Raw genomic sequence first — 23,713 nt, 5'->3', positions numbered from 1 at the left:
TCGAAAGGAACTCGCGCATGCAGCCAAGGAGCACGCCGCTCTCCCGGGCCAGTCAGAAAGAGGAGGCGCTGTGGCTGCTCGACAAGCTGGTCCCGGACAGTGGGGTGAACAACATCCCCGCCGCCATCCAGGTGGCCGGCCGGCTGCGGACCACGGCCCTGCGCGAGGCCGCCACCCGGCTCCTGCGCAAGCACGAGGTGCTGCGCACCGTCTTCCATGACGAGGGCGCCGGGCTGCGCAAGGCGATCCTGCCCCCGCAGGACGCCCCGATCGACATCGAGGTGAGCCGGTCCACCGCGGACGGGCTGGCGGACGATCTCACCGCGCTCGCCGCCCGCCCGTTCAAGTTCAACGGCCGTCCCATGCTGCGGATCTGCCAGGTGGAGGCGCCCGAGGGCGATGTGCTCTGCGTCGTGGCCCACCACCTGGTGTTCGATGTGGCGTCCGCGCAGATCGTGATGGGTGAACTCACCCGGCTCTACGACGCGGTCCTCGCCGGGGCGGATCTCTCCGGCGAGGCGGTCGTCCCGGTCGCGGCAGTCGCCGCCGACGAACCGCGCCCGGAGAGCTTCCAGTTCTGGCGCGACCATCTGAGCGGCTTCGACGCCGGTGCGCTGGATCTGTGGATGGACCGGCAGGGGAGTGCGGAGACCACCCTGAAGGGGGCCACCGTCGCGCACGACCTCTCCGACGAGGCCCGGGACGTCGTCCGCCGGCTGCGCAGGGAACTGCGGGCCTCCGAACCCGTCATCCTGCTCGCCGCCTACTATCTGCTGCTCGCCCGGCACGGCGCCGGTCCGGACATCGTGATCGGCTCACCCGCCGACATCCGCGGGCAGCAGGCCGCCGGTGCCATCGGCTACTACGTGAACATCCTGGCGCTGCGCGTCCGGACCGACCCGGCACAGAGCTTCCGCGCCCTGGTGCGGCAGGCCCGGGACGTGTTCCTGGAGGCGGTCTCCCATGTCGATGTGCATGTGGACCTGCTGCTGCCGGAGATCCCGCGGGTCAACTCCGCATGGAGCACCACGCTGTTCCGGCATATGTTCAACTACCTGCCGGGCGGGCTCTCCGACGCGACGACCATCGGCGGGCTCCCGGCGCGGGCCCTGATGGTCCGCAACGGCTACAGCCGGATGAACCTCGAATTCGACATCCTCTCGGAGCCGGACCGCATCACCGTCGAGGCGCTGTACGGGGTGGAGTCCCACCGCCGGGCCGATGTCGCGCTCCTGCTCCAGCGCTATGACGCGCTGCTGGTCGCGGCCGGCGCCGAACCGGACCGGCCCGTCGGCGAACTGTCCGCGTGGTCGGAGCGGGACCGTACGGTCATCGCCGCGGCCAACCGCACCGCCACCGACGCACCGACCCCCTCCGTGCTGCGCACCGTCGCCGAACGGGCGGCCGCCGCCCCGGACACGGTCGCCGTCGCGCACGGCGACCGGAACGTGACCTATGCCGAGCTGTGGCAGGCGGCCGCGGACACCCGGGCGCTGCTGAGCGCCTCGGGGGTGACCGCGGGCGATGTGGTCGCGGTGGCCGCCCGCCGCGGGCCCGAACTCGCCGCCGCGGCCCTGGGCGTGTGGCTGGCCGGCGGCGCCTACCTCCCGGTCGACCCCGACCATCCCGCGGACCGGATCGCCTACCAGCTCTCGGATTCCGGCGCCCGTGCCGTACTGGCCGGTGACACGGTCACCCTGCCCGACGGCACCCCCCGCCTGGACATGGTCGGTCTCCGCGCCACGGAGGGCGGGACCGCCGATCTCCCGGCGGACCCCGACCCCGCCGCCTGCGCGTATCTCATCTACACCTCCGGTTCCACCGGCCGCCCCAAGGGCACCAAGGTCTCGCACGGCAACCTGGCCAACCTCGTCCGGCACTTCCTCGACGAGCTCACGCCCGGCCCCGGCGATGCCACGCTGTGGATGACCACCTTCGCCTTCGACATCTCCGCGCTGGAGCTGTTCCTCCCGCTGGCCTCCGGCGGACGGCTGGCCGTCGCCCCCGACGAGGCCCGGGTGAACGGCACCGTGCTGCGGGACCTGCTGATCCGGCACGACGTGGGCATCGTGCAGGCCACCCCCACCACCTGGCGGACCGTGCTCGATCAGGTCGGCGACCACCTGGCCGGCCGGCGGGTGCTGTGCGGCGGCGAGGCGCTCCCCGCCGACCTGGCGGCGCGGCTGCTGGCGACCGCCGGTGAGGTCCGCAACGTCTACGGACCCACCGAGACCACCATCTGGTCCACCGCGGGCAGGCTCGACGCCGGTGACGGGGCGGTGCACGCCGGCACCCCGCTGCGGAACACCACCGCCTTCGTCCTCGACCCGGACGGCCGGGAACTCCCGCTCGGTGTGCACGGCGAACTGTGCCTCGCGGGCGCCGGAGTCGCGATCGGCTACCACAACCGCCCGGAACTCACCGCCGAACGGTTCGGCGAGCACCCCGCATACGGGCGCTTCTACCGCACCGGGGACCTGGCCCGCTGGCAGGACAACGGAACACTGGAGGTGCTCGGCCGGGTGGACCGACAGATCAAACTCCGCGGCAACCGCCTGGAACTCGCGGAAATCGAGGCGGTGTTGCGGGAGCACCCCGAGGTGACCGACGCCGCCGTGGTCACCGTCGGCGATCTCAGTGCGGACGCCGTGCTGGTGGCCTTCGTGGTGGCCCACCCCACCGAGGGCCTCGCCGAGCGGCTGTGGGAACACGCCAGGGCGAAGCTGCCCTCGTCCGCGGTGCCGCACGATTTCGTCCTCACCGATGAACTCCCCGCCAACGCCAACGAGAAGGTGGACTACCCGCACCTCACCCGGCTGGCCACCGCCCGCCGTGCCGCGGCCGGCCACGGCGCGGCCGCGGAACACCATGAGGATGCCCTGGTCGACGCGCTGCTCTCGCTGTTCCGCGAGCTGCTCGGCCGGGAGGACGTCACCGCCGAGGCGAACTTCTTCGTCCTGGGCGGACATTCCCTGCTCGCCGCCCTGCTGGTGCAGCGGATCCAGGAGTCCTTCGGAGCGGAGATCCGCCTCGCCGAGTTCTTCGCACTGCCCACCCCCCTGGGGCTCGCCGCGTTCCTGCGGTCCCGCGGGGTGGATCCCGGTACCGACTGACGCCCAGGTACCCGCGCCACCAGGCACAAGAACGGCTGACCGAGGAGAGTGGACACATGCCGGCGATGATCATGAACGGCCATTGCAAATCCTTCAACGGCGACGGAAAGCGGGATCTGCTCGTTCGCCACGACACCAACGGTGAACTGCTGGTCTTCCCGCACAGCGGAAAGTTCGACGGCACCCGCACCTTTCTCGACCCGGTGACGATCGGTACGGACTTCAGCTGGGAGAAGCACCTGATCATCCGGACCATCGACATCCGCGGCAACGGTCTGGCCAGCGTGCTCGCCGGCAGCGAGGAATCGGTCAACACCGACCATCCGCACGGGGTCTACCTCTACGAGAACAAGGGCGGCCTCAACGGCCTGAACACCCTCAGCGAGCCGATCCGGATGTCCGGCCGCCGCGACGACGACCGGATCTGGGAGAGCATCGGCGTCGCCGACGTCAGCGGGGACGGCAAGGACGACACCTTCGGCCGGGAGAGCGAACTCGGCCATGTGGACTGGTTCCGCAACACCGGCAACGTGGTGGAGAACGACACCTTCGACAAGACGCCCCAGCGGCTGACCGTCACCGAGCCCACCGACTTCCCCTTCGGCATGGCCGATGTGACCGGCACCGGCCGACTCGACCTGCTGATCCTGCGTGACAACGGCGATCTGTGCGTCTACGAATTCCCGCCCGGACCGGACGGCTTCCTCGGCGACGGAGCCGGTCAGGGCACCTGGTACACCGTCGGCAACCTCGGCGCGGACTGGAACCCGCTGGAGGACGCGCTCGCGGTGACCGATATCGACCTGGACGGCAAGCCCGATCTGCTCGTCCGGCAGCGGGACGGCGTCCTGGTGGCGTACGCGCACTCCGGCACGTTCGACCGGAAGAAGCCGATGAACACCTTCCACCCCCCGGTCGCCGTCCTCCAGGACTGCGCGGAGTACCACACGCTCACCTGATCCACAGGCCCTCGGTCGGAGTCCGCGTATGAATGCCCTCGACGAAAACCCCTCCCTGATCCAGAAGTTGCCCGGGCTGTCCCGGCCCGAGCAGGACCGGGCGCTGCTGGATCTGGTGTGCCACCACGCCCTCGGCGCGCTGCGCCGGGTCCGGCCCGACGACGCACCGCCGGCGCTGGCCCCGGACCGCCCCTTCACCGACCTCGGATTCGACTCGCTCACCGCGGCCGATCTGCATGTCCGGCTGGTGGCGGCCACCGGACTGCCACTCCCGGTCACCGTGGCCTTCGACTATCCGACCCCGGTACGGCTGGCCCGCCAGCTGCGCGCCGGACTGTTCGGTGCGGACGGCGGGGACGACACGGAGACCACCTCCGAGGCCGGGGGGCAGCCGGGCGGGGCCGACGACGCGGACCCGATCGCCATCGTCGGGATCGGCTGCCGCTACCCCGGCGGGATCGGCAGCCCGGAACAGCTGTGGCGGCTGGTCGCCGAGGGCGGCGAGGTCATCACCGGACTGCCCGAGGACCGCGGCTGGGATCCGGAGACCCTCTACGACCCGGACCCGGACGCCCCGGGCAAGACCTACGTCCGCCGCGGCGGATTCCTGCACGACGCGGCGGAGTTCGACGCGGAGTTCTTCGGGATCGGCCCGCGTGAGGCCCAGGCGATGGACCCGCAGCAGCGGCTTGTCCTGGAAACCTCGTGGGAGGCGCTGGAGCGGGCCGGTATCGACCCGACCGCACTGCGCGGCAGCCGCGCCGGGGTCTTCCTCGGCGCCGAGCCACAGGAGTACGGGCCCCGGCTGACCCGGGCCGGCGGGCTGGAGGGCCATCTCTCCACCGGCAACACCACCAGCGTCATCGCCGGCCGGGTCGCCTACGCCCTGGGCCTGGAAGGCCCCACGATGACGGTGGACACCGCCTGTTCGGGTTCGCTGGTCGCGCTGCATCTGGCCTGCCAGGCGCTGCGGCAGGGAGAGTGCTCGGTGGCGCTGGCCGGCGGCGTGGCCGTCATGGCCGCGCCCGGCACCTTCCTGTCCTTCTCCCGGCAGCGCGGCCTCGCCCCGGACGGCCGGTGCAAGGCCTTCTCGGCCGACGCGGACGGCACCGGCTGGTCCGAGGGCGTCGGCGTGCTGGTCGTGGAGCGGCTCTCCGACGCCCGCCGCGCCGGGCACCCCGTACTCGCCCTGGTCCGTGGCTCGGCGGTCAACTCCGACGGCGCCTCCAACGGCCTCACGGCGCCCAACGGCCCCTCCCAGCAGCGGGTGATCCGCCAGGCCCTGGACGCCGCCGGACTGGACCCGCACCAGGTCGACGCGGTGGAGGCGCACGGCACCGGCACCAAGCTCGGCGACCCGATCGAGGCCGGCTCCCTGATCGCCGCCTATGGCACCGGACGGACCGAACCCCTGTGGCTGGGCTCGGTCAAATCCAACCTGGGCCATACCCAGGCCGCCGCCGGTGCCGCCGGAATCATCAAAATGATCATGGCGATGCGGCAGGAACTGCTGCCGCGCACCCTGCATGTCACCGAGCCCACCCCGCATGTCGACTGGGCGCAGGGCAAGGCCGCACTGCTCACCGAGGCACGGCCCTGGCCGCGCACGGACCGTCCGCGCCGGGCCGGCATCTCCTCGTTCGGCTTCAGCGGCACCAACGCGCACCTCATCCTGGAACAGGCCCCGCCCGCCCCCGCGCCGCCGCCCGCCACCGCACACCCCCCGCTCCTCGCACTGCCGGTCTCCGCGCGCACTCCCGACGCCCTGCGGGCGCAGGCCGCCCGGCTGAAGTCCTTCCTCGACGCGCACCCCGAGCCGGCCCTCACCGATGTCGGCCGCGCACTGGGCACCACCCGGGCACAGCTGGAACACCGCGCGGTACTGGTCGCCGCCGACCGGGAGGAGCTCACCCGCGACCTCGACGCCCTGATCGCCGGTGCGCCGGGGCCGGGGATCCGCCAAGGCCAGGCCGGACCCGGCGCGGTCGCCGTGCTGTTCACCGGCCAGGGCGCCCAGCGGCTCGGCATGGGCCGCGAACTGTACGCCGCCCACCCGGTGTTCGCCCGTACCTGGGACGAGATCTGCGCCGAGCTGGACGTCCATCTCCCCGGCCCGCTGCGCGCCGTGGTGTGGGCGGAACCGGACAGCCCCGAGGCCGCCCTGCTCAACGAGACGCTGTACGCCCAGTCGGCGCTGTTCGCCCTGGAGGCCGCGCTGTTCCGGCTGCTGGAGTCCTGGGGGCTGCGGCCGGACTTCCTGCTGGGCCACTCCCTCGGCGAGGTCACCGCCGCCTATGTGGCCGGGGTGTGGTCACTGCCCGACGCGGCCGCCCTGGTCGCCGCCCGTGGCCGGCTGATGCAGGAACTCCCGTCCGGCGGCGCGATGGTGTCCGTACGGGCCACCGAGGAGGAGGTCACCGCCGAACTCGGCCGATTCGAGGGCCGGGTGGGCCTCGCCGCGGTCAACGGGCCCGCCTCGGTGGTGCTCTCCGGAGACGAGGACGCCGTCACCGAGATCGCCGCCACCCTCGCCGCGGGCGGCCACAAGACCCAGCGGCTGCGGGTGAGCCACGCCTTCCACTCCCCGCGGATGCAGCCGATGCTGGACAGCTTCCGCTGGGTGACCCGGGTGATGTCCTACGAGCCGCCGAAGATTCCGGTGGTCTCCAACCTCACCGGCCGGATCGCCACCGGCGAGGAACTGTGCACACCGGACTACTGGGTGGACCATGTCCGCGGCGCCGTCCGGTTCGCCGACGGTATCCGCGCGCTGGCGGACAACGGGGTGCGCACCTTCCTGGAAGTGGGTCCGGACGCCGTGCTGTCCGCGATGGCACCGGACTGTGTGCCCGGCGAGGACCAGACCGTGTTCCTGCCCGCACTCCGCCGCGACCGCGCGGAGACCCGCGAGGTCACCGGTGCCCTGGCCGCTGCCTGGGCGCACGGCGCCGAGGTGAACTGGGCCGCGTTCCACGGCGGCCCCGGCCACCCGGTGGACCTGCCCACCTATGCCTTCCAGCGGCGGCGATTCTGGCTGGACGCCGGGGACCAGGAACGGGACGCGGCCGCACTCGGCCAGGCCGACGCCGGACATCCGCTGCTCGGCGCGGCGATCGAGTCCGCACAGGCGGACACCCGCACGTACACCGGCCGCCTCTCACTGCGCTCCCACCCCTGGCTGGCCGACCACGCCATCAACGGCGCCGTCCTCCTGCCGGGCACCGCCTTCGTCGACCTGGCACTGCACGCCGGCGACCGCACGGGCTGCCCCGTCCTGGCCGAACTGACCCTGGAAAGCCCGCTGGTGCTGCCGGAGACCGGTGCGCTACGGCTCCAGGTCGAGGTGGCCGCACCGGACGCACAGGGCGACCGGGAGGTCCTGGTGTCGTCCCGGACCGAGGACGATCCGGCCGAGGTGCCCTGGACCCGGCACGCCACCGGCCGGCTCACCGCCACCACCCCGGACCACGACGGCCCCGACCTGCGCAGCTGGCCGCCGGCCGAGGCGGAACCGGTCGATCTCGGCGGGCTGTACGACGGTATGGCGCAGCGCGGTTACGACTACGGGCCGGAGTTCCAGGGCCTGCGCGCCGCCTGGCGCCGTGGCGCGGAGGTGTTCGCCGAGGTCGCCCTGCCCGAGGGGGCCGACAGCGCGGACTTCGCGCTGTCCCCGGCGCTCCTAGACGCGGCCCTGCACGCCCTGGACCTGGGGGAGTTCGTCCCACGGGACGGACGGCCCTGGGTGCCGTTCGCCTGGGCCGGGGTGACCCTGCGGGCCGTCGGCGCGAAGGCGCTGCGGGTGCGGCTGACCACAGCGGGGGACCACGCGGTCGCCCTGGACCTCGCCGACTCCACGGGCGCCCCGGTCGCCGCGGTGCGCTCCCTGGTCTCCCGGCCGGTCGCCGCCGAACAGACCGCGGCGGCCCGGAAGGGCGTGGTGGCGAAGTCGCTGTTCCGGCCGGACTGGAGCGCGGTGGCCCCCCCGGGCACACCGGCCGGCGACTGGGCGCTGCTGGGCGACGGGGACGGTCCCCTCGGCCGCGCGCTGCGATCCGGCGGGGTCCGCCCGCGGTGCCACACCGAGCTCACCACCATGGACGTACCGGACCTCCTGGTGGTGCCCTCCGTTCCCACCGAGGGCGCGCCGCCCGAGGCCGCCCGCCGTACCGCGCACCGCGTCCTCGCGCTGCTGCGGTCCTGGCTCACCGACGAGCGGTTCGCCGGCTCCCGGCTCGCCCTGGTGACCGAGGGCGACGACTTCGCCGCCTCCGTGGTCCGGGGCCTGGTGCGCTCGGCGCAGGCCGAGCACCCGGACCGGATCACCCTGCTCGACGTGGATTCCTGGACGGCCTCCGGCCCGTCCGTGGCCGGTGCGCTGGCCACCGGTGAGCCCGAACTGGCGCTACAGGGCGGCAAGTTGCACCTTCCGCGGCTGGCGCGGGTCACCCCACCCGACGCCGGTGCGGACTGGGACCCGGAAGGGACTGTGCTGATCACCGGCGGCACCGGCGGGCTCGGCGCGCTGGTCGCGCGGCACCTCGTCAGCGCGCACGGGCTGCGGCATCTGCTGCTGGTCAGCCGCCGGGGGCCGGACGCACCGGGGGCGGCGGACCTGCGCACCGAGCTGACCTCGCTCGGCGCCACGGTGACCGTGGTCGCCTGCGATGTCTCCGACCGTGCGGCGCTGGCCGGGCTGCTCGCCGGGGTCCCCGCCGCGCATCCGCTGCGCGCCGTGGTGCACGCCGCCGGGGTGCTCGACGACGGGGTCCTCACCTCGCTGACCCCGGAACGCTTCGACGGCGTCTTCCGGCCCAAGGCGGACGCGGCCTGGCTGCTGCACGAACTGACCTCGGATCTGGAACTCACCCGGTTCGTCCTGTTCTCCTCCACCGCCACCGTGCTCGACGGGGCGGGGCAGGCGAACTACGCGGCCGCCAACCTGTTCCTCGAAGCGCTCGCCCGGCACCGTCGAGCCGGCGGCCGCCCGGCGACCGCGCTGACCTGGACGCTGTGGGACGAGGCCGACGGGATGGCCGGCCGGCTCGGCGAGGCCGGTCTGCGCCGGGCCGCCCGGTCCGGTTTCCCGCCGCTCGCCCCGGCCGAGGGCCTGGCACTCTTCGACGCCGCGCTCGCCACCGCGGAGACCACCCTGGTCCCGCTGCGGATCGACCAGGCCGTGCTGCGGGCCCGCACCGGCGGCGTTCCCGCGCTGCTGGCCGGGGTGGTCCGGGCACCGTCCCGGCCCGCCGCCGACGCCCAGGCACCGGCTCCGGCCGCGGAATCCCTGGCCACCCGGCTGGCGGCACTCTCCGCCGAGGAGCAGCGGCGCACCCTGCTGGGCCTCGTCCGCGGGCAGGTCGCCGAGGTCCTCGGCTACGACCGCCCGGATGCGGTGGTCAGCGGCCGGGGCTTCCTCGAACTCGGCCTGGATTCGCTCGCCGCGGTCGAACTGCGCAACCGGCTGACCGCCGCCACCGGGGTCACCCTGTCGTCCACGCTGGTCTTCGACCACCCCACGCCCGAGGCGGTCGCGGAGCACCTGGCCGGTCGCCTCATCGAGAGCGAAGCGGACCGGACCGCCTCGGTGTTCGCCGGAATCCGCCGGCTGGAGGCGGAGCTGGCGGCCGTCGCCCCGGACGACGAGGAGTACGCCGGGGTCGCGGCCCGGCTGCGCGGACTGCTCACCACATGGGCCGAAACGCATCGCCCCGAAGAGCGGCCGGAGGAGTCCGCCCTGGGGGCCGCCACCGCCGAGGAACTCTTCGACATCCTCGACAGCGAACTGGAGGCCGGCAGATAAGGACCGCCCCCCACGGCGGGTCACCGGCCCCCGGCCCTCAGGGGCCGGTGACACCGGGGGAGCGGCTACCGGCGGACCCGCTACCAGCGGACCGGCATCGCGTGCAGTCCGAAGACGAAGTTCTGGTATTTGAACGGCAGTTCATCCATCGGCTTGTCGAGCCGCAGAGCGGGAATCCGCCGCAGCAGCGTGCCCAGACCGATCTCCAGCTCGGCGCGGGCCAGATTCTGCCCGATGCACTGGTGCACCCCGTATCCGAACGCGATGTGGTGCCGGGCCTTGCGGTGGATGTCGAACGTATCGGGGCGTTCGAAGGCCCGCTCGTCCCGGTTGGCCGACGCGCTCAGCACGAAAATGCCCTCACCGGCCATGATTTTCCGGCCGTCGATCTCGATGTCCTCGGTGGCTACCCGGTCGAAGGCGGCCCAGTCCGATACGGAGTGAAACCGCAGCAGCTCATCGACGGCCCCGGGCAGCAGCGCGGGGTTCTCGCGGAGTTCGGCCAGCTGCCGCGGATGCTCCAGCAGGGTCAGCATGCCCAGCGGAAGCATGTTCGCGGTCGCCTCGTGTCCGGCGGTCAGCAGCAGGAAGGCCATGCCCACCAGCGCCGCACGGGTCAGCTCACCGCTGCCGACCTGTTCGTTGATCAGCCGCCCGATGAGGTTGTCGCCGGGTTCCCGCACGGCCGCCTTGACCAGTTCGTCGAGGAAGTCGATGAGCCCCTCCATCGCCGCCTTGAGCTGCTCGGGCTCGGCGTCCAGCTGGACCAGGGTCCTGGTCGCGGACTGGAAGTACTCGTGATCCTCGTACGGGACGCCGAGTAACCGGCAGATGACCAGCGAGGAGAGCGGCAGCCCCAGATCCTCCACGAGGTCCGCCGGGGAGCCCTTCGCCAGCATGTCGTCGACCAGCCGGTCGGTGATGCGCTGGACCTCCGGCCGCAGCTCGTTCATCTGCCGCGCACCGAACTCGGAGATGAGCATGCGCCGGTAGTGACCGTGCCGGGGCGGATCCAGGTTGATGAACTGGCCCTCGTGGAACTGGGCGATCTCCGCCAGCTCGGTGAGCTGCTCGGCGGTGAGCGGCTCCGCGCTGCTCGTGCCCTCGTCGGCCGGCGGCTCCTGGGGCGGCCGGACACTGGGGAAGCCCGGCCGGTTCGCATCCGAACTGACCCGTGGGTCGGTCAGCAGCTGCTGGGCCTCCGCATGCCGGGTCACCACCCACGCGGTACCGCCGTGCGGTAGCTGCACCCGCACCAGCGGGGAGTCCGCGCGCAGCCTTTCGTACTCCGGTGGCGGGGCGAAGGGGCAGCGCCGGGCCATGGGGAAGCTCAATTCCCGCACCGACCCGTTGCTGTCAATCTCCGTCATGGAATGCTCCCCTCAAGGTAATTGCCAAGCGACAGGCCAGGAACTTATTAGCGAGGAGTAGCGGCGTCAAGATCCAAATGTTTTTGCCAGGCATTTAGGTAGGTGTTCGCTATTGCGTGACAGGCGGCCCGTGGCGCGGCGGAGCGGGCGAAGAAATGCCCTCGCATTGCCCATTTCGGACGCCAATTCGACGGCGGATGAATAATCCGAGAATTGTTCGCCGTGCAGCGGAAAACCCCTGCTCAACTCGCCGGACCCGGGTGAAATGGTCCGGCGCTATGCGGTGAATCGTCCGTGCGTACGCGGCCGTGCCCCGGCGGTGGGTGAAGCGACCGTCCCGGGCACCTCCGGCGGCCCGTCAGGCGGACGGGGGGTAGAGCTACCTCCACCCTTTCTTGGGACCTAGCTGGGATGTCCGAGGGATCGTCTCCGGCCACCATGGGACATGTTGAAGAGCCTCGTGGGGAGAACGAACCATGCACGACACCGATGTGACCAGGCCGCATACGCGCCACCGGGCCGAGGCCGGAACACTCACCGGCCGGCCGCCGCACCCCTGTGCCGACCACCCCCGACAGGGCAGCCGGCAGCTCCGGGCCGGTGCTGCCTGATGGTGACTTCTCCGCTGCTCTTCCTGCGGGGCCCGGGTCCCGCACAGCCCTTCGACTCTCAACTGGGGGAGACGTGAAGCACTCGGCCGAGTCGCATTCCTCGTCCGTGACCGACGCACCGGACAAGGATGCCAAGGACGCCAAGGACGAGCCGAAGAAGGTCCCGGAGAACTTCCAGGACCAGCTGGCCTACGCCTGGGAGTACATCGGCGGGGTCTACGGCACGATCCTGACCATCCTGCCGGTCATCACCTACATCGTGGTCAACGCACTGACCAGCATGTGGCCGGCGATCTGGGCCTCCATCGGCACCGCGGTCCTGGTGGGCATCTTCCAGCTGCTGCGCAAGGAGAAGCTGGCCGCCGCCTTCGTCGGGCTCGGCACCGTCCTCATCACCTCCGGCGTCGCCGTGTTCGTCGGCGAGGCCAAGGGCTACTACCTGCTGGGCAACTGGATCACCGTCGGTATCGGGAGCATTCTGCTGCTGTCCGTCCTGGTGCGCCGGCCCCTGATCGGCCAGGTCTGGTCGGCGGCCAACCTCCAGGGCACGTTCTGGCGCAAGGACCGCAAGTCGCTGTTCTACTACGACGTGGCGACGCTGCTCTGGTCGTTCCTGAGCTTCTCCCGGTTCGCGGTGGAGCGGTGGCTCTACAACATGGACGAGACCACCTGGCTCGGCATCGCGCGGCTCGTCATGGGCTGGCCGCTGACCTTCTTCGCCGTCATGACCAGTATTTGGGCGGTCCGTAAGGTGGACGGGCGGCGCAAACTGCACGACCCGAATTACAAGGATCCCCAGCAGCAGGCGGAATCCGAGGAGAGCGGCCCGGCGGATGTGGAGTCCGTCAGAAGCCGCGGAGAATAGCGACGCCGAGCCCACGCAATACGGTGGGTGAGGCGACCCTCCGGTGAATGCCCCTCCCCCGTGTCGGTGACGGTTCGCGAACGTCGCTGCCAGGGGTATGACACCGCCCACGATTTCCGGTCCGTTGCTGCGGACCGGAAATCGTGGTTTCCGCGCCCTTACCGTAGGGGCGTCCGCCCAGGGTTAGGGGTTGCCGACGGCACGGCCGGCAAGCACTGTCGTGCGAGGGGTTTCACCCGTACGGAAATCTGAGGGGACGCACACGTGAACGCGCACGCCGATGAGGATCTGTGGATCCGACGGTTCCATCCCGCGCCGGAGGCGGCGACCAGGCTGGTCTGCCTGCCCCACGCCGGCGGCTCGGCCAGCTTCTACTTCCCGGTCTCCAGGGCGCTCGCCCCGGCGATCGATGTACTGGCGGTTCAGTACCCCGGCCGTCAGGACCGCCGCACCGAGCCCTGCCTGGACAACATCGCTGACCTCGCCGACGAGGTGACCGAGCGGCTGCTGCCCTGGACCGACCGGCCGCTGGCGATCTTCGGCCACAGCATGGGCGCCACCCTCGCCTTCGAGGTGGCGCTCCGTCTCGAACAGCGCGACATCACCCTCCAGGCCCTGTTCGCCTCCGGCCGCCGGGCACCGTCCCGGCACCGTGAGGAGACGGCGCATCTGTACGACGACGCCGCACTGGTCCGGGAGATCAAGGCGCTCAACGGCACCGAGTCCCAGACGCTGGACGACGAGGAGATGCTCCGCGCGGTGCTGCCCGCGATCCGCAGCGACTACCGGGCCGCGGAGACCTACCGCTATCAGCCGGGACCGCCGCTCAACTGCCCCGTCTACGCCATGATCGGGGAAAGCGACCCGAAGGTCAGCATCGACGAGGCCCGCTCCTGGGTCGACCACACCATGGGCAGCTTCGAGTTGCAGACCTACCCCGGCGGGCACTTCTACCTGAACGCCCAGGCGCCCCGCATCATTGCCGCCATCTCCCAAGCGGTGTCGGCGACTTCCGGAACCGTCTGACGGCGGAGAGACGACGAGGGCCTGCACCGCCTGGTGCAGGCCCTCCGCACGTGGTCCGAAGACCCCGCACGCCTACTCCGGGAGCCGGACCGGCGCGATCTCGTGGAAGACATCACCGGGGCCGGGGTTCGCCGGATCCGTGCTGCCGCCGAGGTGGTTGACCACGCCCCAGACCGCGTTCAGCGCCGTGGTCACGGCGCCCTCGGCGAACCCGCCGGTCCACGAGATGTCGTCACCGCACAGGAAGAAGCCGCGATGCCGCGGGGCGAGATCGTGCTGCATGAAGTGGCTGAACAGACGGCGCTGATAGCGATAGTGACCCGGCAGATTGGCCTTGAAGGCCCCCATGAAGCGCGGCTCGGTCTCCCAGGTGATCGTCAGCGGTGCGCTGATGAGGTGCGAGCGGATGTCCACCCCGGGATAGATCTCGCTCAGTTTGGTCAGCAGAAGTTCGAGCCGCTGCTCCGCCGACAAGGTGGCGAACTTCAGCGAGTCGTCGTTCCAGGTGTAGGACAGGCACATCACACCTGGTTGGTCCGGGCCCGAGTCGAAGAGGTAGACACTGCGCGGCATCCGGTCCGTGAGCGTCATACCCATCGCCATCCGGCCGGTGTCCGGGTCGGTGTCCAGCCAGAAAGGCCGGTCCGTCAGCACGAACACCTTCGAGGAACCCATGTAGTGGGTGCGTTCGACGGCGCTCCACAGGTCGGCCGGGAGCAGCTCCGGATCGCTGTCCACATGATTGAGCAGGGCCCAGACATGCGGGCTGAACACCACGGCCGGATACCGGTCCCGGCGCCCGTCGGCGTCCGTCACCGTATAGCCCTGGGCATCGCGCCGGATGCCCACGGCCGCGGGCCGCGGCGCGCCCTCGTGCAGACCGGCCAGCGAGGTCCCGGCCGGCCAGTGCGCGAGCCGGTCGGGCCGCAGCGTCCACAGCCCACGGGGCACTTGCTGAGCGCCGCCCGCGATCGTCATCTGGTCGTCGTCCGCCGCGGTGCACACGACACGGAGGATCTCGATGATGGAATTCGGAAAGTCCGTGTCCCAGCCGCCGGTGCCGAAACCGACCTGACCGAAGATCTCCCGGTGCCGGAAGGACGCAAAGGCCGGACTGGTGGCGAGAAAGCCATAAAAAGACTGGTCGTCGTACTCCTTGACCAGCTGATTCCAAATCGCCTTCAGTACGGGTATATCGCGGCGGCGGATCGCGTCCTGCAAGCTGGAGAGTTCGGCGCGGTCCTGCAACACCTTGGCCCAGGCATCCGCCACTTCCTGGAACTCCGCGGGCAGGTCGGCCGCCGACCGCGCCCGGTGCGAGCGTCCCTCCAGATTCACCAGAGTGGCCGGGGTGCAGGACGCCAGCGGATTGGGGAACGGCGAGGTACGCAGCCCGAGCGCGTCGATGTAATGGAACAGCGTGGTCGCCGACAGCGGAAAGCGCATCGCGCCCATCTCGGCCTGTAACGCGGGATATTCCGGGAACGGCACCGAACGCATCCGCCCGCCCAGTTGCTCGGCCTCGTACACCACCGGCCGCAGCCCGAGCCGCATCAGCTCATAGGCCGCGGTCATCCCGGACATCCCGCCGCCGATCACTGCCACCGGGGTGCCGTGCCGATGCCGGGGTACGGTGCCGAGCCCGGCCGGATGTCGCAGCCAGTCGTCATAGGCGAAAGGGAAATCCGGTACGAACATGGTCACTCGTTCCGAACTGGCCAAGCTCATGAGGCAACCTCTCGATCGGTCGCGGTCGGAGCGGAGCCCGATACCACTCGGGTCGGCGTTCCCGCAGAGCGGAGTGCCGGCACGCGCCGTACGAAGTTCCCCGTGGGCCACCGGTATTCCCCGGTGGGAACCTAATTTCCGTGCATAACGCCCGGCAACCCCTACCGACCCCGGCTTCGCAAAGCCGGAACCCGCAGATCCGCGCGCACCCCCTGAAGGTGATTCAGGGGTATCTGTCGCGCGAGCCCGGAGCGTATTTTGCCCCGCCCTCGGCGGCCGCCGGGCCAGGAACTCCACCTGCCGGAATTCCTCTCCGCCGGCCTCCCTGTTTCGCTGCGGGCGGGCCCGGCTCCCCGGCCCCAGGATTACGGTCCGGCGGCCATACGAGGCGACATCCTGGAGAGGGAAGCGCCCCCTCTATAGACTCGCCAGGTGAGCAGCGAAACCGAGGTGCCGCGTCCGGAGCAGCTGGACGAGGACGATCTGCTGCTGGCCAACGCCCTCCAGACCGCACCCCGCGCGACCTGGAGCGAGCTGGAAAAGGTGCTCGGCCAGGACGCGGTGACACTGGCCCGCCGATGGGAGCGCCTCAGCAGCAAGGGCCTGGCCTGGGTCACCCCCGCGCTGGGCCCCGGTCTCCTCTACCGGACGTGCCGGGCCTTCGTCGAAATCCACTGCGAGCCGGGCAGCGCCGCTCAGGTATCGGCCGAGCTGTCCCGCCAGCCCCACGTGCTCACCCTCCAACATGTCGCCGGCACCTACGACCTCTTCGCCATCGCCTTCACCCCGGACTTCGCCTCGATGTCCGACTACCTCCTCACGAGTCTGCCCCAGCAGGAGGGCGTCGTCCGGGTCCGCTCCCACCTGGTGACCCGCAACTTCCGCACCGGATCACAGTGGCGCCTGGGCGTGCTGAACCAGCGCCAGGAGCGGACTCTGCTCCGTACCGGGCCGGAACCGCCGGGCGCCGAGGCCACCGCGTACAGCACCTGGGAGCGCGAACTGATCGTCGCGCTGAGCAAGGACGGCCGGCTCCGCTACACCGATATCGCCACGGAACTGGGGGTCACCCCTCGGACCGTGCAGCGCCGGCTGAACCGGCTGCTGGGCAACCGCGACCTGCTCCTGCGCTGCGATGTCGCCCGGCCCCTGGCGGGCTGGCCGACCGGCGCCCTGCTGTGGCTCAACGTCCCGGACGAGCGGCTGGAGGAGGCCGGCCGGACGCTCGGCGCCTTCCCGGAGACCCGCAGCTGCGCGGCACTGTCCGGCGCGAACAACCTGCTGGTCACCGTCACCCTGCACTCGGTGGACGCGCTCCACGACTGGGCGGTGCAGCTGCGCCGGGCGCTGCCGTACGCGGCCATCGCGGACCGCTCCGTGGTGCTGCGCCAGGACAAGCTGTGCGGTCATCTGCTCGATGTGTGGGGACGAAGCCGTGGCGTCGTCCCCCTCGACATCTGGCGGCCGAGCGGCCTCAGCCGGTGACGGGGGCGCTGCCCGTACCGCCGCCGGTGACGCGGGCATCGTCCGTACCGCTGCCCATGACCGGGAGTGCGACGGCCGGCCGCCGCCGCCCCGCACCGAGGGTCCGCTCGATCTGCCGGGCCAGCCGCAATACGCCGAGGTCGTCGCCGCTGCGCCCAATGATCTGCACCCCGACCGGCAGCCCGTCCGCCGTGAAGCCGGCCGGCACCGACAGGGCGGGCACACCGAGCACCGTGAACCAGTACATGGAGCGCATGCAGTCGAGATAGTTCTCGCTCCTGGTGTGCCCGATGCGCTCCGGCCACAGCTGCTCCGCGCTCCACGGCAGCACCTGGGTCGTGACCGTCACCAGATAGCGGTACTCGCGGGTGAATTCCGCGAACCGCTGGAAGAGCAGCCCGCGCAGCTTGTGGGCGCGCATCAGACCGGCCGAGGTCGTCGCCAGTCCGTTCTCGATGTCCTGGCGGACCCTGATGCCGAACGCCTCCGGGTGTGCGGCGTACCGGTCACCGTAGTTGAGCGCCCGGTACCAGCCGCGCAGTGTGCGGAAGGCCTCGTCGGCGCCGCTCATGTCCGGGGCCGCGACACCGGCCCTGCGGGTGATCCCGGCCAGGGCCTCGGGCACCGGGGCCATCGCGGTGCGTACGGCGTCGTCGACCGCCAGTTGACCGCCGAGGTCCGGACTCCACGCCACCGGTACGTCCGAGAAGTCATCCTCCAGACCGGCATGGAACCGGGACGGATCGCCCAGGGCCCAGGGAGACCTGGGATCGGCCCGGGTCAACACCGCCATCTGGAGCGCGACATCATCGACGGTGCGGCCGAGCGGGCCCTGGATGCTCAGCGGTGCGAACGGATCCTTGGCCGGCCACATCGGAACCGACCCCACCGAGGGCCGCAGCCCCACCACATTGCAGAAGGTCGCCGGATTGCGCAGCGAGCCGCCGGTGTCACCGCCATCGGCGAGGGCCACCATGCCCGTCGCGACGGCGGCCGCCGCACCCCCACTGCTGCCACCGGCCGTCAGACTCAGGTCGTACGGGTTGCGGGTCGGCCCGAACAGCTCGTTGGTGCTCTGGATGCCCGCACCGAACTCGGGCACATTGGTCTTGCCCACCGTCACGGCACCCGCGTGCACCAACTGCTCCACGACCAGCGCGTCATGGTCTGGCACATGGTCGGCGTAGAGCGGAGAACCGTAGGTCGTCCGGATGCCCTTGGTCGGGGCGAGGTCCTTGTGCGCGACCGGGAGGCCGTGCAGCGGACCCAGCAGTTCGCCCCGTGCGGCGGCGGCATCGGCGCGGGCGGCGAGCTCCCGGGCGCGGTCCTCGGCGAGCGTGATGATCGCGTTGACCTTCGGGTTCACCGCGTCGATCTGGGCGAGGTGCGCATCGAGGATCTCGCGCGCCGAGACCTCGCGGCGCCGCTGGAGTTCCACCAGTTCCCGGGCCGGCAGCCACAGGAGATCGTTCTCGGTCACAAAGATCAGCAGTCCTTGTCTCGGTTGTCGGGGAGGTGCTTACGGAAGGTGGATGGGGGCGCCGGGGCCCAGCGGCAGGTCGAGGAAGTAGAACCCGGTGAGGATGACGGTCCAGACCGCCGCGAAGGACAGCGCGAACGGCACCAGCCGGGAGATGACCGTGCCGAGTCTCAGCTCGGGCTGGTACTTCTGCGCCGAGACCAGCGCGAAGTACAGGAAGACCTGCATGGGCGTGATCGCCCCGGTCACCGAGTCGCCGATCCGGAAGGCCGCATGCATGGCGGCGGGCGACAGGCCCAGCAGCATCCCGGCCGGCACCATGACGGTGCCCAGGATCGACCACAGGGCGGAGCCCGAGGTGATCAACAGATTCAGCAGCGAGGTCACCAGGACGACCGCGAGCAGAATCCCGAATCCGCCGAGTCCGACGGACTTCGCCCCGTCCGCGAGACCGATGGCGAACAGCTTGCCCAAGTTGCTCCACGTCAGCAGATTGATGGTCTGCGCGATCGCGAAAACGAGCACCACGAACCCGGACATGTCCCGCACCGCGCCGATGAGGTGCGGGTAGACGGCGCGCGCCTCCTTGTCGACCCCACCGCAGCGGGCGTAGACGATGCCGAAGAGGAAGAACAGCCCGGACAGCACGAGGGCGAGGCTGTCGACGAAGGGGGAGGGGGCCAGCACCCCGTCCTCCCCGCGCAGCGGGCTGCCCGGCAGCAGCCACGCGGTGACCATCGCCGCGGCGGCCGCCAGCGTCACCCCACCGCTGATCAGCAGCGCCCGGCGCTGCGCCGGGGTCGCCAGCACCTCCGTGGCCGCACCGTCCTCCGCAACGGTATGCGCCGGGTCGTACTTCGGGTTCCAGGGCGCCAGCCGGGGTTCGAGGACCCGGTCGATGAGGAAACCGCCGACCAGGGGCAGCAGAAGTCCGGTCGCCGCGGTGAAGAACCAGTTCATGGCGATATGGACCTGGTAGCCGTCGATGCCCGGCAGCAGATCCGCCGCGCTCTTCGTGATCCCGGTCGTGGTCACATCGAGAGTGCCGAGCAGAATCCCGCCGTCATAGCCGCTCCCCACGCACACAAAGGCACCGAGCAGACCCGCCACCGGGTTCCGCCCCACCGCCTTGAAGACGATCGCGGCCAGTGACGGCAGCAGGATGTAGGCGGAATCGGCCAGTACGTGCCCCTGGCACGCGACAAAGGCGACCAGGTAGGGAACCCAGCGCCGCGACACCCGCAGGAACGCGATCCGCATCAGACACTCCAGGGCGCCGGTACCCTGCGCGACCCCTATCCCCATGGCGATGACCAGCACCGGCCCGAGTGCGGGGAAGGCCATGAAGGAATCGATGGCCGTGGCGAGAAGGTGACTGAGGCCCTCCGGCGTCAGCGCGCCGAGCACCGGAGTTGAGCCTTTCTCCCCCGGCACCTGAACGGCCACATCGAAGGCGGCGATCACCGTCGACATCACAGCGGCCACGCCGAAGATGCCGGCAAACAGCACAAACGGGTTCGGCAGCCGGTTGACCCATCGCTCCACTCGTCCCAGCAATCCGTCCCGCAAAAGCGCGTTCCGTTCCAGTGCCTTCATGGCTGCCTGCCTCTCGTCCCGAAGCGTGTCGGCGGTGTGCGTGCGCGCCACTATCGAGGGGGCGGCGCAAGACTCGGGAGAGGAGAAGAAGAATGTCTATCCGGAGCTCGGTTGCGCAGAAAAACGGCCATCGGCTATCGGACGTCGGGCATCGGCCGCCGACTCCGCTCAACTCGGGGGAGTCCGCCGCACCGCTCGACGGCTACCGCCGACGGCCCACCCTCCCCCTCGGCAACCGACGGGGCGAGTGACGGTGCGTCCTTGACCTGGGCCTCCGCATACCATGTCCCGGTCAACTGATCACGGCGGGGGAGCGGGGGAGAGAGCCGCGGGCTCTCTTCTCCTTCGCAGCCGAGGCGCTGCCCGCCGTAGCCGGTAGGCGCGTGCTCGGCCCAAAGCCACAACTGCAAAGGGACGTCATGCGTTTCCACCGAATACTTGCCACTGTCGGAACCGTCTGCGCCTTGGCGTCGGTCTCCGCCTGCGGCCTGCCCTCCGCGGGCTCGCCCCAGGAAGCCGGGGACTTCCTCCGGTCGTCGCTCCACTGCGAGAGCATCGACATCGCCTCGCCTCCCGAGGTGCAGCGGGTGGAAGCCATGGGGATGACGGGCATCAACGGCGGCGGCGAGTGCGAGGACCCGGCGGACGGCGGCGGTGACGTCGACTTCCTCACCATCGAGGACATGGAGGCGTTCCAGACCGCCGTCAGGGGGGACAAGGACGAACAGGACGACCTCATGATCGGCGACGACTTCGCCGTCGACCCGAGCAGCGACGACCAGCGCCGCCAACTCCTCAAGTCCGGGCTGCTGTTCCTCAACTGCACCCCGGACTTCAAGGCCCCCTCCGGAAGTTCGGCGGACGACGGCGAAATCGACGGCTGCGCCACAACCGACTACTCGGACGATCTCGACTGACCTCGACGGTTCTCCCACCGACGGATCTGCGCGAGTCGGCCTCGTCCGCGCAGATCCGTCAGCCAGCCCTACTTATCGGCGAACGCAGCGCGCAATTCCTTGCCGTTCACGTTCACGACGACCCCGGCCAGCAGAAGACCGCACACGCCCTGCTCCACCTTCAGCCACAGCGGAAAAGCGCCCGGCACCACGATGATGACCGCGATGGCCACGAGCATGATGCCGGAGGCCCATCGCAGCCGGAGGCAGGAGCGACGATGGCCGCGGGCCGCCCGAGCGGCGAAAGAGGCCATGAGCAGGGAAGTGGCCACGACGATGCTCGCGCGGACCCAGACGGCATCGGTCACGAGGTCAGGGTGGTCGCGCAGCAGGATGATGGCGAGGAGCGTCAGCGCACTGAGGCCGACATAGCAGCCGACGAGCACCTTGGCACTGCGGAACGCCTGCTGTATGCCTGGCCGGCTCAGCCTGTCCTCGGAAACCCCGGCGGGGTGTGACCTGCGGGTGTTCATGATGTCCCTTCCGCTGCCGTGTACCGCCCCTCTCGACGGCCGTGTCCAGGATCCGGCCCACCCGCCGCCAGATCCTCGTCCACCCGGACGAAGCACGCGCCCGCCGCGGTCAGGGGCTCGCCGGGGTTGCCCCGTAATGGATCCCCGCCACTGTCTGCCTCGGTCGCGCGCCCAGCCGGCCCGGTCGGCGGTCCGGCATCCGCCGCGGGGACCGCCCACAGGGCGGACGCCGGGAGATCGACGACAGACCCTGGGGAGAGCGCGCGCCGATGTCCGCGGCTTCCTGGACCGGCGCCGGCCGACCGGCCCCAGGGTCTTAGCCGGCTTCTGCTTCGGCCGACGCGAAGTCGTACACAGCCCACTCGGCGATCGGGCGATACCCGAGGCGCTGGTAGAGGGCGTTGCTGGTGGGGTTGGCCGGGTCGGCGTACAGCACGACGTCGGTGGCGCCTGCGGTCAGTGCGGCCTGGCTCACCTCGGCCGTCACGGCCCCCGCGTAGCCGCGGCCCCGGAGGTGAGCCGGGGTGTAGACGGGGTCCACCCGGACCATGCCGCCGACCATCGACGTCGCACCTGCCATGGAGACCGGAGTGCCGTCCGGGGTCTCCCAGAAGGTGAAGTGCTTGTCGGCGAAGCGTGTGCCGGCCCAGGAAGCGGTGTCGATGGTGACGGCTTCTCTGACGTCCGTGGTGAACTCGCGGAGAAAGAGCATGAGTTGCTCATGGTCCTGTTCGCGTACGGGGCGGGCCCGGCCCTCGGGGGCCGGCGTTGGTGGGGTGAGGGTGCCGAGGCGGTACAGGCGGATCCGGTCGCGCAGGGTGGGCGTTGCGCCTGTGCGCCGCTGCCACGCCTCGGCGAACGCAGTGGCGGTGTCGTGGTCCGCGCTGACGAAGGGGAGGGAGTACCCGAGGGCAGCCAGGTGGGCGGCGAGGGTGTCGGCCTGCTCGGGGGTGAGGTGGGTGAGGCCCAGGCCGCGGATGAGAGAGAAGGTGGCGTGGACCTTGCCCGCTCGCTCCAGTCGGCCCAAGACGGGGGCCGGGCCGCCGAATGCGTTCACTCCGTGTGTCCGCAGTTTCTCGATCGTTGTCAGCGGTGTGGTGTGCAGGGCGGGGCGCGAGCGCAGGAATTCTCCGGCTCGGGCGTGGAAGTCATGGACGTCTTCGGTGAGGTGCCAGTCATCCGGGCGCATGCTTCATGATCCCGGATGGACTCGGCTGCGAGGAAGGAAAGGCCCGGAGACCAGCCATCGTGATGCCTGAAACATGCCGACCACCGCGTGCGGACGGTGCCCCCGGCCTCGCTCACTCCCTGGTCAACGGGAGGAGCCGGTAGGAGTCGCCGTGTGAGCGCACCAGGCCGCCGGTGGGGGCGGGGAAGTGGGTGCCGAGTAGCAGGGTGTCGGTGTCGGCGAGGGCGGCGAGCAGGTGACGGCGGGTGGCGGTGGCCTGGTCGGGGTCGGTGTCCACGCAGCTTCCCATGGTGGGGTCGAGCAGTTGGACGGGGTGGTGGAGGCAGTCGCCGGTGATCAGGGCGGTGGAGGTGCGGCCGCGCAGTTCGACGGCGAGGTGGCCGGGGGTGTGGCCGGGGGTGGGGACCAGACGGATGCTCGGCGCGATGTCCGTGCCCTCTGCCGGGATGTCGATGAGGTCGAGAAGGCCGGCGTCCTTGATGGGGTGGACGGAGTCCCGGAACATCTGTTTCCGTGCTTCGTCCATGTCGACCGCCGCCCAGTGGTTCCACTCCGTGCGGGCCGTCAGGTAACGGGCGTGGGGGAAGGTGGGCTTCCAAGTGGCGCCGTCGGCAGACGTGTTCCATCCGACATGGTCGGTGTGGAGGTGCGTGAGGATCACGAGGTCGATGCTCTGGGGCGGGAAGCCGGCGGCGTCGAGGTGCGCGAGGTAGTCACTGTCGAGGTTGTTCCAGGCGGGGTTGGCGCGCGGTTTGCCGTTGCCGATACCCGTATCGACGAGGACGCGCAGGCCGTCCACGGAGAACGCGAAGCTGTGGCTGCTCAGCCGCAGGATGCCGGCCTCATCGGCGAAGTCGGGCCGTAGCCAGGGCGCTTGGGCCACCACGTCAGGGGTGGCCGCCGGGAGCAGCCAGGGGCCGGTCTGCGGGGGCAGGGCCACCTCGTCGATGCGGTGGACGGTGAGGTCGCCCAGATCCCAGGTCGCGGGCGTGCTGCTGGCGGAGGGGGTCGAGTGGTGGTGCATCGGCGTTCTTTTCCGTTCCTTCGCTCGTGTTTCGGAGA

13 protein-coding genes and 1 pseudogene are annotated in these 23,713 nt (G+C 70.8%); 7 read left to right on the top strand and 7 right to left on the bottom strand.

Going from position 1 to position 23,713, the window contains the following annotated elements; genetic code table 11:
- The first annotated feature begins 17 nt into the window (after positions 1–17).
- The 3 genes and pseudogenes from CP981_RS04555 to CP981_RS04545 all read left to right on the top strand — a co-directional run.
- Positions 18–3,113 (top strand): non-ribosomal peptide synthetase, encoded by a 3,096-nt coding sequence (locus tag CP981_RS04555; RefSeq protein WP_085923483.1) that lies wholly within the window; start codon positions 18–20, stop codon positions 3,111–3,113.
- A 56-nt stretch (positions 3,114–3,169) separates the two neighbouring features.
- On the top strand, positions 3,170–4,072 hold the full coding sequence (locus CP981_RS04550; protein WP_085923482.1) for an FG-GAP repeat domain-containing protein: 903 nt from the start codon (positions 3,170–3,172) through the stop codon (positions 4,070–4,072).
- Between the two features lie 28 nt (positions 4,073–4,100).
- Positions 4,101–9,872, top strand: a pseudogene (locus tag CP981_RS04545) (SDR family NAD(P)-dependent oxidoreductase); the annotation flags it as partial.
- Between the two features lie 80 nt (positions 9,873–9,952).
- Here the strand turns inward: CP981_RS04545 and CP981_RS04540 are convergent.
- On the bottom strand, positions 9,953–11,242 hold the full coding sequence (locus tag CP981_RS04540; RefSeq protein WP_244329546.1) for a cytochrome P450: 1,290 nt from the start codon (positions 11,240–11,242) through the stop codon (positions 9,953–9,955).
- 717 nt (positions 11,243–11,959) lie between these two features.
- Here CP981_RS04540 and CP981_RS04535 point away from each other — a divergent pair.
- Both CP981_RS04535 and CP981_RS04530 read left to right on the top strand, forming a co-directional pair.
- Positions 11,960–12,718 (top strand): DUF3159 domain-containing protein, encoded by a 759-nt coding sequence (locus CP981_RS04535; RefSeq protein WP_158092627.1) that lies wholly within the window; start codon positions 11,960–11,962, stop codon positions 12,716–12,718.
- Between the two features lie 264 nt (positions 12,719–12,982).
- Positions 12,983–13,744 (top strand): thioesterase II family protein, encoded by a 762-nt coding sequence (locus tag CP981_RS04530; RefSeq protein WP_085923479.1) that lies wholly within the window; start codon positions 12,983–12,985, stop codon positions 13,742–13,744.
- Positions 13,745–13,816: 72 nt separating this feature from the next.
- Here the strand turns inward: CP981_RS04530 and CP981_RS04525 are convergent, their stop codons facing one another.
- On the bottom strand, positions 13,817–15,442 hold the full coding sequence (locus CP981_RS04525) for a flavin monoamine oxidase family protein (RefSeq protein ID WP_244329544.1): 1,626 nt from the start codon (positions 15,440–15,442) through the stop codon (positions 13,817–13,819).
- Between the two features lie 462 nt (positions 15,443–15,904).
- Between CP981_RS04525 and CP981_RS04520 the strand changes: the two genes are divergently transcribed.
- Entirely contained in the window at positions 15,905–16,957 is a 1,053-nt protein-coding gene (locus CP981_RS04520) for an Lrp/AsnC family transcriptional regulator (RefSeq protein WP_085923477.1), read from the top strand.
- Here the strand turns inward: CP981_RS04520 and CP981_RS04515 are convergent.
- On the bottom strand, positions 16,947–18,437 hold the full coding sequence (locus CP981_RS04515; protein ID WP_085923476.1) for an amidase family protein: 1,491 nt from the start codon (positions 18,435–18,437) through the stop codon (positions 16,947–16,949). The two genes, CP981_RS04520 and CP981_RS04515, sit on opposite strands and share 11 nt — an antisense overlap.
- A 39-nt stretch (positions 18,438–18,476) precedes the next feature.
- Positions 18,477–20,033, bottom strand: a complete 1,557-nt coding sequence (locus tag CP981_RS04510; RefSeq protein WP_085923475.1) for an AbgT family transporter — start codon at positions 20,031–20,033, stop codon at positions 18,477–18,479.
- A 464-nt stretch (positions 20,034–20,497) separates the two neighbouring features.
- Between CP981_RS04510 and CP981_RS04505 the strand changes: the two genes are divergently transcribed.
- Entirely contained in the window at positions 20,498–20,950 is a 453-nt protein-coding gene (locus tag CP981_RS04505; RefSeq protein WP_085923474.1) for a hypothetical protein, read from the top strand.
- A gap of 68 nt (positions 20,951–21,018) precedes the next feature.
- Here the strand turns inward: CP981_RS04505 and CP981_RS04500 are convergent, their stop codons facing one another.
- The 3 genes from CP981_RS04500 to CP981_RS04490 form a co-directional block, all read right to left on the bottom strand.
- Positions 21,019–21,462, bottom strand: coding sequence for a hypothetical protein (locus tag CP981_RS04500; protein ID WP_085923473.1), 444 nt, complete (start codon positions 21,460–21,462; stop codon positions 21,019–21,021).
- A 316-nt stretch (positions 21,463–21,778) separates the two neighbouring features.
- The gene (locus tag CP981_RS04495) at positions 21,779–22,651 is read right to left on the bottom strand and encodes a GNAT family N-acetyltransferase (protein ID WP_085923472.1); all 873 of its coding nucleotides are present in this window, start codon (positions 22,649–22,651) and stop codon (positions 21,779–21,781) included.
- A gap of 112 nt (positions 22,652–22,763) precedes the next feature.
- Positions 22,764–23,675 carry an MBL fold metallo-hydrolase gene (locus CP981_RS04490; protein WP_085923471.1) on the bottom strand — a complete coding sequence of 304 codons (912 nt, stop codon included), beginning with the start codon at positions 23,673–23,675 and terminating at the stop codon, positions 22,764–22,766.
- Between the last annotated feature and the right edge of the window lie 38 nt (positions 23,676–23,713).

Origin of the sequence: Streptomyces platensis, from assembly GCF_008704855.1 — a bacterium.
Lineage (GTDB): Bacteria > Actinomycetota > Actinomycetes > Streptomycetales > Streptomycetaceae > Streptomyces > Streptomyces platensis.
This window is presented reverse-complemented; position numbering and strand designations above follow the sequence as displayed.